Origin of the sequence: Staphylococcus sp. NAM3COL9, assembly GCF_001431205.1 — a bacterium.
Classification (GTDB): Bacteria; Bacillota; Bacilli; order Staphylococcales; family Staphylococcaceae; genus Staphylococcus.
The window spans coordinates 186,045-200,936 of the sequence record NZ_LGPC01000011.1 but is presented as its reverse complement, the minus strand read 5'-3'; the positions used below and the strand labels follow the sequence as shown (position 1 = coordinate 200,936).

Below are 14,892 nucleotides of genomic sequence, written 5' to 3'. Positions count from 1 at the left end.
TGACTTCACCTCTATTTCAATTGTTTTTGTAATTCACTTAATTTAATTAATGCTTCTATCGGCGTCATGTTAGATAAATTCAACGTCTTAATTTCATTTTCTATTTCAGATTGCTCGACCGGCGCATCAAATAGTTCAAATGCTGTTTGTTCAAATTGATTATTATTATCGTTCTGTTTTGCATATTCAGATTGCACAGGATATGTTCCAGTTGCTTCTTCTACACTTGAGTATTGCTCATTTTGAGCACTTGGATCTACTTCAAGTTTATTAACTACGACTTGATTACCTTGTTTATCGGTCTGTTCAAACGCATCTAATATTACTTGCGCACGTGAGATTACTTCATCGGGTAAATGTGCTAATTTAGCTACTTGAATACCATAACTATCATCTACTGCACCATCTTTAACCTTATGCAAGAAGATAAGTTCACCTTTATATTCGTTTGCTGCTACATGCACATTTTTCAAACAAGATAAAGATTGGTCTAAAGTTGTTAATTCATGATAATGCGTAGAAAATAGTGTCTTAGCATGAGACGTATTTGCAACGTATTCTATCATCGACTGTGCAAGTGCTAATCCATCGTATGTCGATGTACCTCTTCCAATTTCATCAAAAATAATCAAACTATTCTCTGTCGCATGTGCGAGTGCTTTCTGTGCTTCTAACATTTCAACCATAAACGTACTTTTACCTGATACAAGATCATCCGCGGCGCCTATTCTTGTAAATATCTGGTCAAAAACTGGGAGTGTTGCTGATTCACACGGTACATATGCTCCCATTTGAGCCATAATACTAATTATTGCTACTTGACGCATATATGTGGATTTACCAGACATATTAGGGCCAGTTATTAAATATACAAATGTATCTTGATCTAATTCACAATCATTTGGCACATAATCATTATGGTCCATCACGCGTTCGACGACTGGATGTCGTGAATTTGTTAATTGTAGTGTTTTATCCTCACTAAAAGTTGGACGTGCATAGTTATATTTTTGGGCAATTTCTGCAAAACTTTGTAAACAATCAAGTTCTGATATAACTTTTGCTTGTTTTTGTAAACGTTCTGTATAGGTCTTAATTTTTTCTCTTAGTTGAACAAACAATTGATATTCTAATTCGATTGCTTTATCTTCGGCACCGAGAATAATGTCTTCTTTTTCTTTTAATTCATCTGTGATAAAGCGTTCTGCATTAGATAATGTTTGCTTACGATGATAACCAAATGCTGTAGGATCGAAACCTTGTAAGTTTGCTCTAGTAATTTCAATAAAGTAACCAAACACTTTATTAAAACTAATCTTTAATGATTTAATGCCTGTACGTTGGCGTTCTATAGACTGTAATTCAGCTAGCCATGACTTTCCATTTTTAGATGCTTCTAAATACTCGTCTAACTCACTATTAAAACCAGCTTTAAAAAGGCCGCCCTCTTTTACAGAGATTGGTGGCTCCTCTTTTAAACTTTCTTCTAGTAAGCCAAGTAATTCATCTAAAGGCTCTAGAGCTTTAAATTGTGCAGTCATCTGCTCATCAAAATCATTAAGTAGATTTTTAATATTTGGGATTTCTGAAATAGAATGTTTCAACTGAATTAAATCGCGTGCATTTACGTTACCGTAACTTACACGGCCTACTAAGCGTTCAATATCATAAACTTGATTTAAATAATTTCTTAATGTATCTCTTTCGATAAAATGATTAATAAACTGTTCTACTGTATCTAAGCGAGATTCTATATGTGCTTTATGGATAAGTGGTCTATCAACCCACTGTTTTAATCGTCTGGCCCCCATTGGCGTCTTAGTCTCATCCATTAACCAGAGCAATGTTCCTTTTTTAGTTTTTAATCGAATACTTTCTGTTAATTCTAAATTTCGTTTAGCGTAAAAATCCATTTTCATAAAATCTATCGCTTCATATTTAACAACCGCTTCAATATGGGATAAATCTCTTTTTTGCGTGTGATATATATAATCTAACAACAATTGTGTCGCATTAAACAAGTTGCGTTCGGTCATAGTATTCACACTATATTGTGCATCTGAAATTTCGGATAATACCGTTATGGTTTCAGTTGTTAAACTGATTTGTCGTTTTAAATCATCATCGATGTTTTCGTTTACGACGATTTCGTTAGGATTAATAGTTGTAATTTCATTCATTAACGTGGCTTCATCTTCGAAATGTGTAACTTTCAATTCTCCAGTAGAGACATCACAATAACTTAATGCATAAGCAACGTTATCTTTGACAAAGCTTAATATATAGTTGTTTTGTTTTTCATCAACGCCACCTTTATCCATTACCGTTCCAGGTGTAACGATTCTAACAACTTCACGACGAACCATACCTTTAGTCTGTCTTGGGTCTTCCATTTGCTCACATATAGCTACTTTGTATCCATTGCTAATTAATGTTTCGATGTAGCCATCTGCCGCATGATAAGGTACACCACACATTGGTATTGGGTTCGTTTTTTTTGCATCCCTTTTCGTCAAAGTGATTTCTAATACTCTTGACGCCTCTTTTGCATCATTGAAAAACATTTCATAAAAATCGCCCAATCTAAAAAATAATAGACAATCTTGATATTGTGATTTTATTTTTAAATACTGTTGCATCATGGGAGTTTGGTTAGTCATTTTGATATTTCACAATCCTTCTATTAGTTTCTTACTTTTTAAACATTAAATTCATTGATTATTGTATATTTGAATATATATGTGTAATCATATAGTACACATTTTAAAACTATGCACTGAGCGTGTTTTCGAATTCATATTCGTACCGAAAACCTCTTTAATGCTATCCATTTTCATTTAATTTTCTTTACCTTCATTAGTTAATTTAACTCTTAAATTTTAACATAACTTTAGATATTACGCCTATTTATTCAATCATAGCGATAAAGCTTAATTATTATCAAACACTTTTATATGTGTTCTTATAAAAATCCTGGTTTTACGTATTTAAACTATATAGATACCTATACGTTATATGTATTTGCAGGTAATAAGGTGTTATCTAACTCTGTGGTATCAATGTGACTGTAGAGAGCAAGTGTTCTTTATGCTAGATATCATTGTTAACATTGCAACCACAGTAATTGTAATTCTCCTATTACGTGTTTTGCATATTGGTTACCTGAACGTGATAACAAATAGTAAACATTAGCTACACCAACAAAAACTCCCCACACTACTGGCATAGTGTGGGGGGGGGGTTATGTATACTATAAATCCTTATTAATCCTATTTTGTCAAAATAAAATTAGAATAAGCTAAGATGTTCTTATCATTCAATCACTTAATGATTAGTTATTTGAGTCTTAATCTCGTACCGACAACCTGACATAGCTTATAAGAAACGTTTTAATATGCCTTTTCTTTTCAATATCATTAATAATATATAACTGATGATAGCACCAATAATACTAGAAACGATAAATGCTAACATTAATGGTTTAATAGCAAAGTTTGAAAAGCCAAGTATCCAGGCTAATGGAATACAAATTATACTACCAATAATACCTGTCCCAATCACTTCACCTACCGCAGCCATAAAGATATGTTTACGGTAATGGTAAAAACCACTTGCGAGTAGTACACCTACCATACTTCCAGGAAAGGCGAAGAAGCTACCAGTACCAAAAATCATGCGTAATACAGAAGATATAAATGCTTGAGCTAGACCAAACCAAGGACCGACAAACACGGCACATAGTACATTAATTAAATGTTGAATAGGTGCTGCTTTAATAGGCCCTAACGGAATGACAATGATACTACTCAACACTACGTTGATAGCGATTAATATTGCGGTTAAAGTTAACCTTTTCGTCTTAATTGTCTTCATTCGGTTCATTCCTTTCCTGAAAGTACATTACATGCTAATCCTCATTTTGTTCATGTTGATTTAAACGATCAGACATTGTACTTATCATCATTTGTAATAAATCGTTGGCTTCAGTTTGTGATTCTCTGAACTCTTCCACTATAGGTAATACATTAATATCTTGCTCAATACCTTGTATTTTACCTTCAGATTGTTTTAACGCTTCTGTTTTACCATAATTTTGTAAGTTTACGGATTGTTTTTGTGTTTTCTTCAAATCTTTCATGCGTTGTTCAATATTTTTATTATAATGAATTTGTTGTTCTACAGTGTGATAGTCTTTAACTGTATCTAATGATTGAATTCGTTCACTAATGCGATTTGCTTCAGCTAATATATCATCTTTTTCATACATTATTGAGTCACCACTGCTTTTTCACTCGCACGTAAGAACGTACTGTTTAATGAAAATTGTTTCGCTTCGTCCACTTGTACATCTACAAGTCTACCTATCATTTCTTTAGGTGCTTTGAAGTTAACAAGTTTATTTTTTGAAGTATAGCCCGCTAACACAGTTTCATCCTTCTTACTGGCACCTTCACACAATACTTGGATTACTTTGCCTTCATATTGCTTCATAGCTTGTTCTGAATAATAAGCTACTTTTTTATTTAATTGTTGTAATCTATCTTTCTTAACATTTAAAGGCACATTATCTTTCATCTTCGCTGCTGGCGTACCATCTCTTTGTGAATAAATATAAGTATATGCATGTTCAAATTCAACTTCATCATACAATGTTAAAGTTTCTTCAAATTGTACTTTAGTTTCATTTGGATAACCAACAATAATATCCGTAGTCAATGCAACATTAGGTATCTTCGTTTTAATTCTATCTACTAAATCTAAATAGCTTTCACGTGTATATTTACGCCCCATAATTTTTAATACTGCGTTGTTGCCTGATTGAACTGGTAAATGTACGTGAGGTACAATATTGCCTCCGTTCGCAATAACTTCAATCATACGATCCGTAAAGTCCCAAGGGTGACTTGTAGTAAATCTCACTCTTGGTATATCAATTTGTGTAATATCTTCTAATAAGTCACCCAAACCATATTCCAAGCCTTCTATATCTTTACCATATGCGTTAACATTTTGACCCAACAACGTAATTTCTTGATAACCTTGACGCGCTAAATCTCTCACTTCAGCAATGATATCATCTGGACGTCTACTACGTTCTTTACCTCTTGTAAAAGGCACAATGCAATAAGTACAGAATTTGTCACAACCGTACATAATATTTACCCAAGCTTTAATATTACCTTTTCTTACTTTAGGCAAGTTTTCAATTACGTCTCCTTCTTTTGACCATACTTCTACAACCATCGCTTTTGATAAATAAGCTTCTTCTAAAATTTCTGGTAAACGATGAATATTATGCGTTCCGAAAATGATATCAACGTTCTGGTATGATTTAAGAATTTTGTTAACTACTGATTCTTCCTGTGACATACAACCACATACACCGATAACTGTTTCTGGTTTTTCTCGTTTTAAGTGTTTTAAATTACCAATCTCACTAAACACTTTACTCTCCGCATTTTCACGTATTGCACATGTGTTAATTAAAATCACATCAGCATGATTGATATCTTCTGTTGCTGTATAACCTAAAGCGCCTAAAATACCAGCCATGACTTCTGTATCATGAGCGTTCATTTGGCAACCATATGTTTTAATTAAGAAGGTCTTCCCTTGACCCATATTACGATGTTTTTCATCTATTTGAAAATCACGGTTATAGTTCACTTCTTCTTTACCGCGTTTACGTGCTTCTTTTAAACTTGGTGGCTGATACACATGCTCAAAATACTTGCTATAATCTTTAGTCTTTTTGTCTCGTTCGGCTAAAATATCTATAGAAGTACTTTTTCTTTGTTCTTCATTCACTCTACAAAATCCTTTCTATATCATATAAACTAAGAACAAGTGTTTTAAAAATATATTTTATATTTTGGTATTTCAACCTAGTCGTTCAAAGTTCTATAACTTTATCCATAATCATTACTTCATTATATTAAATTTAAGCCCAAAGTGCAAAAAGTCTTGCCAAATAAACAAAAACGATTCAACATCTTGATATGTTGAATCGTAAAATCATTTATTATCTATTTTTAAATTTCGTCGTATTTTCCAGTAAGTGTCTCAATTGTAATACCTTCAGGGACATGATAAAACTTAACCTGACTAATCGTACTCGGTATTTCTAATTCAACCATACGCTCATTTAATTTTTGAATCAAGATCAAGCATTCATTCATCTCACCTTGTACTGTCGTTTCTAATGGCCCTACTCTATAAGTCAAACCAGAATCTTCAATTATTTTTATAGCTTCATCAACATAAGGTATAACATCTTCACCATCAGCAGTTTTTGGAATGATTTGGACACTCATTAACGTATCATGCATATTTCTTCAGCCCCTTATATATTTTACTTATCTTTTAGTTTATCAAATAAGATGTTCAAGGCATAGATATAAAGCGTTAATCATTTATATCATAAAATTTATTTTTAAAAATCTTCATTGATTTGCGTCATCATTATCATTTTAGCAACCATACCACCATTAGCTGCTGCATCTATAATTTGACCCGCAAATTTATCTTTTGTTTCTCCTGCAATATAAAAATGCTTAATCGAAGTTTCACCAAATACATTAACCTCAATTTTTTCATTTTCATCACGCTTTAAACTCAAATTTTCCAAGAAATCAAAATGAGTATCCCATTGCATTTGGCTAAATGCCCCTCCAACTTCAACTTTATCACCGTTTGCCAATGTAACTCGAGTCAATTGACCATCTTTGCCACTTAAATTAGCAATGGATTCGGTATATATATCAATTTTTTTAGCTTTAAGCCAAGCTTTGTCTTCGGATGTAACAATTTCACCATTTGTAAAAACAATAAGATCTTTTGAAAAGTTGCTTAATAATTTCACCATACGTGTCATCATCTTATCTAAATAAATGACAGCCAACTTACGATGACGCATTTCATAGCCATCACACCATGGACAATAAAATATAGATTGTCCATAAAAATCATTGAAACCATGTATGTCTGGTCCTCGTTCTCTTAAACCTGTTGCGAGTAACACTTGTCTTGCTTTAAATGATTGTCCTTGAGTAGAAACTTCAAATCCTTCATCATTTTGCTTAATATCTGTAACACGTTCTGCTAAAAATGATACATCTTTGTATTTAGCAATATCTTGTTTTGCTTTTTGTTTGAATTGAATTGGTGAAATACCATCTTGCGTTAAATAACCATGTGACTCTGATGTCACTTTGTTTCTCGGTTTATCCTCGTCGATAACCAATGTATGCATTATACCTCTTCCAAAATTTAATGCTGCACTTAAGCCAGCAGGACCGCCACCAATAACTATGATTTCATAATCCATTTATTCTGTTCCTTTACGACTTTTAAAGACTCTTAATATCTATAATTAATCGAATAATATAAGAACTTAGCCTTAAGCCAAGTCCTTTAATTTTTTTTGTTCTAAATTATTTATTAAACTACGTTCTGCTTCATCCATTATTTGTTTAATAGAACAACCTTCACCATGGCTAAAACTATCTTCTAGCAAGCTTTTTTTGCCATCTATAGTTACAATGATTTCATAAATTGAAACATCTTGCCATCCCTTTTTTAATTGATAGCCGCCTTTGGCACCACTATTTGCTGAAATGATTCTAGCTTTTACAAGGCGTGTTAAAATTTTAGATAAATAAGTGGTAGAAACCTTCAATGCGGCTGCTAAGTCTTGTACTGGTATTCTTTTTGAATCACCATTACTTTTAATCATAAATAATAAAGCGTGTAATGCATAATCTGTTGCCTTAGAACATTTCATTTGTTTATCAACTTCCTATTATAGATATACCGTATCTATAATATCTTATTATATTTTGTTTTGCAAATATTATTTCTGTTGTTATTTAAAATGAGTTTATAAATGATTATATTTTTGATAATGATTTACAGCGTCAATGATTGCTTGCGTAAAATTGCTCATTAACAGAGACCAATTATCACGATTTTCCCTATCATAAAGATTATATTTTTTGTTAATAAAGAATTTTTTTCTTAGATATGTAGTTAATTCTAGCTGAACGCCAGCTTTGTGTTGGCAACAATTAACAAAATTATCATCATGACGTCCAGAAATATGGGCTGGTGCATCTTTAACAATGACATTAATGTCAGATAAATACTGTTTAATATATTTTATTAGTGCTTGATCCTTTCCTCCGATATATACTTCTGGTTTATCACCCATGCAACCGTGAACAGAAATCGCATGCCAATTATCGTTGAGCATTTGTAAAAGTTTAGGTTCATCGAAACGTCTTGATGTCACATGTAGTTCATGATTTTTATTATGACGTACACCTTTAAAAGTATAAAAATCATAGTTACCGCCTTCACTTATAGATTGAGCAAGTTCAGTTGTTCCACGTTCAATCGCCCCACCATGGACTGCCGTTATAATCATTGGCTGACCTGTTCGCCGCGTATGAATTTCCCAATCTTTACTTTCACTTGTATGTAACAAAAGTTCAGTCATTGAATTAAATTGGTCTACCATCGTATTCCCTCCAAAGTATAAAGTACTGTTTAGCTTCTATAATACTATAAATCAGCATAATTTATTCCTTCATTTACTAAAAAAGCTGATACTATACGATGTTGAATGTGTCTCAACCTATCTCCGTATGTAATCAGCTTATATGCTATTATTTAATTATTTTTACTATATTAATATTATCTATACTTCAAATTTAAACAAATTGTTTTGTTAATTCATTGAACTGCGTTTCATCAATATGAATATCTCTTTTAGCTAATGGCGTATCTTCCATTTCTTCAATTTGAGATTCATATGATGGTGTCTCAGTATCTTGATAAACAATACCTTTAATCAGAGAATCATATTCTAACACTTTTTGTGTTGCATTACTTTTATCTGTAATATCAAAATCTTCTATATCATCAATACTTGTAAGATTTTCTTTAAACCAATCATAAGTATTCACTTTATTATATGTTACACATGGTGAAAAGACATTCACAAATGAAAAACCGTCATGGTTAATGGCATCTTCAAGCATTTTTGTAAGTCCTTTTATATCACTTGAGAAGCCTTGTGCTACAAATGTTGCTCCAGAAGATAATGCAAGCTCTAATGGTTTAACATTTTGCTCGATATTTCCTTTTGGTGTTGATTTTGTAACAAAACCTGGTGCTGATGAAGGCGATGTTTGTCCTTTAGTCAGTCCATAAATCTGGTTATCCATTACAATATATGTCATATTCATATTTCTACGCAATGCATGAACTGTATGGCCCATACCTATTGCATAACCGTCACCATCTCCGCCGGAAGCAATAACAGTCAAGTCCTTATTTGCCATTTTCACACCCTGTGCTAATGGTAATGAACGACCATGTATGCCATGTACACCATAAGAATTCACATAGCCAGATAAACGACCAGAACAGCCGATACCAGTAATGATTGCTACCTCTTCAGGTTCCAAACCAATATTGGCTGCTGCTTTTTGAATCGCTGCTTGTACTGAAAAATCTCCACAACCTGGGCACCAATTGGGCTTAACATTATTTCTAAAATCTTTAAACGTTGCCATTTATACCAACTCCTTTAAATCTTTGGCAATCTCAAGTCCTTTTATTTCAATTTCATGTGGCAAGAATGGCGTTCCATCGTATTTTGTTTGGTTCACTAATTTATCACCTAACGTGACATTCATTTTCAAGATACTTGCAAGTTGTCCTTGGTAATTGTGTTCTACTACGACAACTTTCGATGCTTTATCAATGGATTTTTGAAGTGTTTCTTTAGGGAAAGGATGCAATTGTCTAATTTGTAAATGATTTACTTTTAATCCTTGTGCTTCTAGTCTATCTTTACCTTCTTGAATTGCACCTTTAGTCGAAATGAAACCTAAATATAAAATATCTGCTTCATCATGTTGTTCATCTGCTTCTACTGGATCATTAATCAATAAATGCTCCGTTTTACGCATACGTTTATCCATTTGTTGTTGTCTATTATCAGCCGCTTCACTCGTCTTACCTTCTTCATTATGCTCGACACCTGTTACATGGTGTATGCCACCTTTAACACCTGGAATAGGTCTAGGTGATACGCCACTCTCAGTCAATGCATAACGTTTGAAATAAGCTTTGTCGTCTTCTTCTCGTTCTATATCAGATTGGATTGTTTCGCCACGGTTAATTTCGATTTTGTTATAATCTAATTTTTCTACAGTTTGTTTGCCTAATGACAATTGTAAATCACTTAAAATAATTACTGGACATTGATACATTTCTGCTAAATTAAATGCTTCAATCGTAAGATAAAATGCATCAGCTGCATCTGTAGGTGCAACTACGATTTTAGGGATATCCCCATGTGTACCGTAAATCATCTGCATTAAATCAGATTGTTCTTGTTTGGTAGGCAAGCCTGTAGAAGGCCCACCACGTTGGGTATTAATCACTACAAATGGTGTTTCTGTCATACCAGATAGACCAATCGCTTCCATCATTAATGAAAGTCCAGGTCCAGCACTGGCAGTAAAAGCGCGTACACCAGCATAGTTTGATCCAATGGCCATGTTTGCAGCAGCAATTTCATCTTCAGTTTGCACAACTGTGCCACCTACTTTTGGTAGATTATCGATCATATACTCCATAATTTCTGAAGCAGGCGTTATAGGATATGCCGCCATAAATCTTGATCCAGCTGATAAAGCGCCTAAGCCGATTGCATCATTACCAATCATATATAGATGTGGTGTTCCATCTGTTTCTTCTAAGACAAAATCACCTTCAACAGTATTAAGCTGCTCCATCATTAAACGATAACCTTCATTTAATGCTTCTATATTCATTTCGACAACTTTCTCGCCTTTTCTAGTAAACATATTAGTAATAAGCGTTTCAAAAGCTGAAATATCTAATTTCATCACTGCACATGTCGCACCAATAGCAACCATATTTTTCATTAAGGCAGTGCCTAATTCTTTTGCTGTTGCCGTAAATGGTAAATCTATTAGTTGCGCACGACAGCCTTCAGGTTTTTCTGGTTTTGCTTTGCTGTCTGCAATGATAATACTATCTGTTCTCATTTCATGATGGTTAACTTCTATTGTTTCTTGATCAAAGGCGATTAATATATCTAAATCATCACTTATCGCGTGTACAGGTGATGTTGATACTCTTATTTTATTATTCGTATGTCCGCCCATTATTCTACTTGAAAAATGTCGATATCCATATAAATAGTATCCTTTACGGTTCATCGCAGTAGCAAAGATTTCCCCTGTTGATTCAATGCCTTCACCTTGCTGCCCGCCAACTTTCCATGATACTTGTGATTTCATACCATCTTGCCTCCTAATGGTTATAATAATTCATAATCAATCATATCAAAATAAACCACCCTATTACTATGTAAAGAGTGGTTTATTTTAAAATTCATACTAACGGACGATAATTAAAATGGATGATCATCGTTGATGAGTACGCGTTCAATATGCGTTGCTTTGCCATCTTTATTAATATCTATGATAACACCAGATAAGACACTACGCCCTTCATCTGGCACTACATGTCTTTGTGGTAGGCTAGTAATAAAGCGTGTGATAACTTCTCCTCTATTGATTCCAAGTATACCATCATAAAATCCAGTCATACCTACATCCGTAATATAGCCTGTACCACCTGGCAATATTCTTTCATCAGAAGTTTGAATATGTGTATGTGTACCTACAACAGCACTCACTCTATTATTTAAATACCAGCCCATTGCATTTTTTTCAGAAGTTGTTTCCGCATGAAAATCTACAAATATATAATCTGTCTCTTTTTGTGCTTCAGCAATTAATTCATCTGCTTTTTTGAATGGATCATCTATATCTTGCATAAATGCACGACCTTGTAAGTTAATAATTGCCAATTTCAGGTCATTGATTTGAATAATGCGCATACCTACACCTGGTGCTTCATTTGGAAAATTGGCTGGTCTAACCATGCGCTTAGCATTTTCTATAAAATCATAAATTTGACGTTGTCCGTAAGTATGGTTCCCCATAGTCATGAAATCTACGCCTTCTCTTAATAATTCTTTATATATCTTTTCAGTTAATCCTTTACCATGTGCGGCATTTTCCGCATTTACAATTGTAACTGTAGGACGATGCGTTTGTTTAAGCTTAGGCAAGTACGTGTTAATTGCTTCTCTACCTACTTTACCTACGATATCTCCAATAAATAATATTCTCATTTAATTGTTCATCCTCTCTTAATGCTAGTTTAATGTAAATGATTTACGTTGAAAAGACTCTTTAGTAAATATTTTTTTAATTTTTTAGTTTTATATTTTATAATGGGGGTATAATTCATTATAGTAATTATTTTAATCCAAAATATAGGAGTTGGAAGTAATACATGTCAATTAATATCGATCCACAACATTTTGCTGATTTAGTTGTTACAGCAAACCCATCAAAAAGTGAAGATGCAGAAGATATAGCAAAAGATAGTCTAGAGCTATATATCAATGCTTACCGTTTAGCAGAAAGATATGCAAATATCGCTACAAACTGCTATGACACAGCTGAAATTATCAAAGAAATTAAAGTTGCAGATTTAGAATTAAACTAAACAATCAAAATATAAATTGCTTAGTATAGTGAATTTTTACTTCAGTGTACTAAGTAAGGAGTCTTTTAACTTTATAGTTAAAGGCTCTTTTTTGTTGTTTAAAGACAGTATAATATCACTTTGTTCAATAAACGTCATAAAAACAATACATGATACGAATCATAAAAAAGCCAAACAAAAGCAGGATTGACTTCAAGTTATAACGTTGCATGGATAAGACGATTTAAGCACCAGCACAAATCAGTAGCTTACTAGTAAGGAGCTGTACTACCAGTAGCAAGCGAACTATAACAATGCTAAATTTTATCATCGACAGAATTTTACATTCAATCAAAAAACTGCCAACAAGTCTTATGACTTTGTTGGCAGTCTATAGTTAGTCATTGAATGACTAATATTTATTTTGCATATTCAATTGCTCTAGTCTCACGAACAACTGTCACTTTTATATGACCAGGATATTGAAGTTCGTCTTCAATTTGGCTTTTTATATCTCTTGCTAAGCGATGTGATTTTAAGTCGTCGATAGTATCTGGTGATACAATAACTCGAATTTCTCTACCTGCTTGAATTGCAAACGCTTTTTCGACACCATCATAATTTTCAGATAGTGTTTCTAATCTTTCCAATCTTCTAATATAATTTTCTAATGTCTCTTTACGAGCACCTGGTCTCGCAGCTGATAATGCATCTGCTGCTGCTACCAATATAGAAATAATAGAAGTTGGTTCAACGTCACCATGGTGGGAATGAATTGCATTAATAACTGTTTCATTTTCAGTATATTTTTTTGCTAATTCTACACCTATTTCAACATGGCTACCTTCAACTTCATGATCAATTGCTTTACCAACATCATGAAGTAGACCAGCACGTTTAGCTAATGTAACATCTTCACCTAATTCAGCCGCTAGCATACCACTTAAGTGTGCAACTTCGATAGAATGTTTCAATACATTTTGTCCATAGCTTGTACGATATTGTAAACGACCTAAGATTTTAACTAAATCTGGATGCATATTATGTACATTTATTTCAAATGTAGCTTGTTCCCCTGCATCTCGAATAATATCGTCTACTTCTTTACGAGCTTTGTCTACCATATCTTCTATTCGTCCAGGATGGATACGTCCATCCGAAACAAGATTTACTAATGCAGTTCTTGCAATTTCACGTCTAATTGGGTCAAAACCAGAGAGGATAACCGCTTCTGGCGTATCATCTATAATTAAATCAATACCCGTCAATGTTTCTAACGTGCGGATATTTCTTCCTTCTCTACCAATGATTCGACCTTTCATTTCGTCGTTTGGTAAATTAACAACTGATACTGTAGATTCAGAAGTATGTTCTGCTGCTAATCTTTGAACAGTAGTTGCTAACAATTCTTTTGCATTTTTATCGACTGCTTCTTTTGCTTCTTTCTCTTTTTCCTTAACAAGTATTGCAATATCTTGTGACAATTCATCTTCAACTCTTTGAAGTTGCTCTTGTGCAGCTTCTTCTTGAGAGAGACCAGAGATGCGTTCTAATTCTTGTTCATGCTTATTTATTAATGTTTGAACACTACTCTCTTTTGCATCTACTTGTTGTTGTCGTTCTTCAAGTTTAGACTCTTTTTGCTCTAAAATCTCATCTTTTTTATCTAATAGATCAGATTTTCGCTCTAAGTTTTCTTCTTTTTGAAGAAGTCGAGCTTCTTGCTTTTGAAGATCACCACGTCTTTCACGAAGTTCATTTTCACTTTGTTCTTTTAAGATTTGATTTTCTTCTTTAGCTTCTAGAAGCTTTTCTTTCTTAGTATTCTCTGCTTCTTTATTACCTTGATCAATAATATCTTCTGCAGTTTGTCTTGCTTGTAATTGCTTTTGATGCAATAGATTACGGGCTACAATATACCCTACAACAACTCCGAGAATAATACCTAGCAAAATGAGTAGGAGGCCTAATAAACTCACACAAACACCCCCTTTTTATCTAGGATTTTGCTCTGTATATCAAATTCAATATGATTATATGAAGTTATATAAGAATCATACAATGTAATTGTACGGTTTTAAACTAAGAAGTGTCAAGGTTTCCTACATATTAATTCAATATTTGAGACCCCTCTTTTACACTATTTCCACTATAACTGTTATTGTTACTTATGTTATAAAGCTTATATAGCAAAATATTCGTTCTATGATATTTTAAAATCCTTATATTTATATAAAAAAATAAGCGCATATTTTTTATATACGCTTATTTTATAGTAAATCTTCAAATAAT

Annotated in this window: 14 protein-coding genes; 1 reads left to right on the top strand and 13 read right to left on the bottom strand. The window is 33.1% G+C overall.

Going from position 1 to position 14,892, the window contains the following annotated elements:
* Positions 1-11: 11 nt before the first annotated feature.
* The 12 genes from mutS to ACA31_RS03860 form a co-directional block, all read right to left on the bottom strand.
* Positions 12-2,639 carry a DNA mismatch repair protein MutS gene (gene mutS, locus ACA31_RS03910; protein WP_441296193.1) on the bottom strand — a complete coding sequence of 876 codons (2,628 nt, stop codon included), beginning with the start codon at positions 2,637-2,639 and terminating at the stop codon, positions 12-14.
* 464 nt (positions 2,640-3,103) lie between these two features.
* Entirely contained in the window at positions 3,104-3,226 is a 123-nt protein-coding gene (locus ACA31_RS13555; protein ID WP_301335869.1) for a hypothetical protein, read from the bottom strand.
* 149 nt (positions 3,227-3,375) lie between these two features.
* Positions 3,376-3,873 (bottom strand): energy coupling factor transporter S component ThiW, encoded by a 498-nt coding sequence (thiW, locus tag ACA31_RS03905; protein WP_057512065.1) that lies wholly within the window; start codon positions 3,871-3,873, stop codon positions 3,376-3,378.
* A gap of 34 nt (positions 3,874-3,907) precedes the next feature.
* The gene (locus ACA31_RS03900) at positions 3,908-4,267 is read right to left on the bottom strand and encodes a RicAFT regulatory complex protein RicA family protein (protein ID WP_057512064.1); all 360 of its coding nucleotides are present in this window, start codon (positions 4,265-4,267) and stop codon (positions 3,908-3,910) included.
* On the bottom strand, positions 4,267-5,808 hold the full coding sequence (gene miaB, locus ACA31_RS03895; RefSeq protein WP_057512063.1) for a tRNA (N6-isopentenyl adenosine(37)-C2)-methylthiotransferase MiaB: 1,542 nt from the start codon (positions 5,806-5,808) through the stop codon (positions 4,267-4,269). The genes ACA31_RS03900 and miaB overlap by 1 nt, the downstream gene beginning before the upstream one ends.
* Before the next feature lie 224 nt (positions 5,809-6,032).
* The gene (locus ACA31_RS03890; RefSeq protein WP_057512062.1) at positions 6,033-6,329 is read right to left on the bottom strand and encodes a thiamine-binding protein; all 297 of its coding nucleotides are present in this window, start codon (positions 6,327-6,329) and stop codon (positions 6,033-6,035) included.
* A gap of 104 nt (positions 6,330-6,433) precedes the next feature.
* Positions 6,434-7,327 (bottom strand): NAD(P)/FAD-dependent oxidoreductase, encoded by an 894-nt coding sequence (locus ACA31_RS03885; protein WP_057512061.1) that lies wholly within the window; start codon positions 7,325-7,327, stop codon positions 6,434-6,436.
* A 72-nt stretch (positions 7,328-7,399) separates the two neighbouring features.
* Positions 7,400-7,783 (bottom strand): RrF2 family transcriptional regulator, encoded by a 384-nt coding sequence (locus ACA31_RS03880; protein ID WP_057512060.1) that lies wholly within the window; start codon positions 7,781-7,783, stop codon positions 7,400-7,402.
* Positions 7,784-7,879: 96 nt separating this feature from the next.
* The gene (locus ACA31_RS03875; protein ID WP_057512059.1) at positions 7,880-8,518 is read right to left on the bottom strand and encodes a poly-gamma-glutamate hydrolase family protein; all 639 of its coding nucleotides are present in this window, start codon (positions 8,516-8,518) and stop codon (positions 7,880-7,882) included.
* A gap of 193 nt (positions 8,519-8,711) precedes the next feature.
* Positions 8,712-9,578 (bottom strand): 2-oxoacid:ferredoxin oxidoreductase subunit beta, encoded by an 867-nt coding sequence (locus ACA31_RS03870; RefSeq protein ID WP_057512058.1) that lies wholly within the window; start codon positions 9,576-9,578, stop codon positions 8,712-8,714.
* Positions 9,579-11,339, bottom strand: coding sequence for a 2-oxoacid:acceptor oxidoreductase subunit alpha (locus ACA31_RS03865; protein ID WP_057512057.1), 1,761 nt, complete (start codon positions 11,337-11,339; stop codon positions 9,579-9,581). It abuts the gene before it with no gap.
* A 113-nt stretch (positions 11,340-11,452) separates the two neighbouring features.
* Positions 11,453-12,241, bottom strand: coding sequence for a TIGR00282 family metallophosphoesterase (locus ACA31_RS03860; protein ID WP_057512056.1), 789 nt, complete (start codon positions 12,239-12,241; stop codon positions 11,453-11,455).
* 164 nt (positions 12,242-12,405) lie between these two features.
* On the opposite strand from ACA31_RS03860, the gene ACA31_RS03855 reads away from it, so the two are divergent.
* A complete protein-coding gene (locus ACA31_RS03855; RefSeq protein ID WP_057512055.1) occupies positions 12,406-12,621 on the top strand; it encodes a hypothetical protein in 216 nt (71 codons plus the stop codon).
* Between the two features lie 398 nt (positions 12,622-13,019).
* On the opposite strand, the gene rny is transcribed toward ACA31_RS03855, so the two are convergent.
* Complete coding sequence (gene rny / locus ACA31_RS03850) at positions 13,020-14,579, bottom strand: ribonuclease Y (RefSeq protein WP_057512054.1); 1,560 nt, start codon at positions 14,577-14,579, stop codon at positions 13,020-13,022.
* Positions 14,580-14,892: the final 313 nt, after the last annotated feature.

Coding starts and splice junctions, on each gene's coding strand:
- ACA31_RS03885 (WP_057512061.1), bottom strand. CDS start 7,327: ATGGATTATGAAATCATAGTTATTGGTGGCGGTCCTGCTGGCTTAAGT.
- ACA31_RS03890 (WP_057512062.1), bottom strand. CDS start 6,329: ATGCATGATACGTTAATGAGTGTCCAAATCATTCCAAAAACTGCTGAT.
- ACA31_RS03900 (WP_057512064.1), bottom strand. CDS start 4,267: ATGTATGAAAAAGATGATATATTAGCTGAAGCAAATCGCATTAGTGAA.
- ACA31_RS13555 (WP_301335869.1), bottom strand. CDS start 3,226: ATGCCAGTAGTGTGGGGAGTTTTTGTTGGTGTAGCTAATGTTTACTAT.
- ACA31_RS03855 (WP_057512055.1), top strand. CDS start 12,406: ATGTCAATTAATATCGATCCACAACATTTTGCTGATTTAGTTGTTACA.
- ACA31_RS03880 (WP_057512060.1), bottom strand. CDS start 7,783: ATGAAATGTTCTAAGGCAACAGATTATGCATTACACGCTTTATTATTT.
- mutS (WP_441296193.1), bottom strand. CDS start 2,639: ATGCAACAGTATTTAAAAATAAAATCACAATATCAAGATTGTCTATTA.
- ACA31_RS03865 (WP_057512057.1), bottom strand. CDS start 11,339: ATGAAATCACAAGTATCATGGAAAGTTGGCGGGCAGCAAGGTGAAGGC.
- ACA31_RS03875 (WP_057512059.1), bottom strand. CDS start 8,518: ATGGTAGACCAATTTAATTCAATGACTGAACTTTTGTTACATACAAGT.
- ACA31_RS03870 (WP_057512058.1), bottom strand. CDS start 9,578: ATGGCAACGTTTAAAGATTTTAGAAATAATGTTAAGCCCAATTGGTGC.
- ACA31_RS03860 (WP_057512056.1), bottom strand. CDS start 12,241: ATGAGAATATTATTTATTGGAGATATCGTAGGTAAAGTAGGTAGAGAA.
- thiW (WP_057512065.1), bottom strand. CDS start 3,873: ATGAAGACAATTAAGACGAAAAGGTTAACTTTAACCGCAATATTAATC.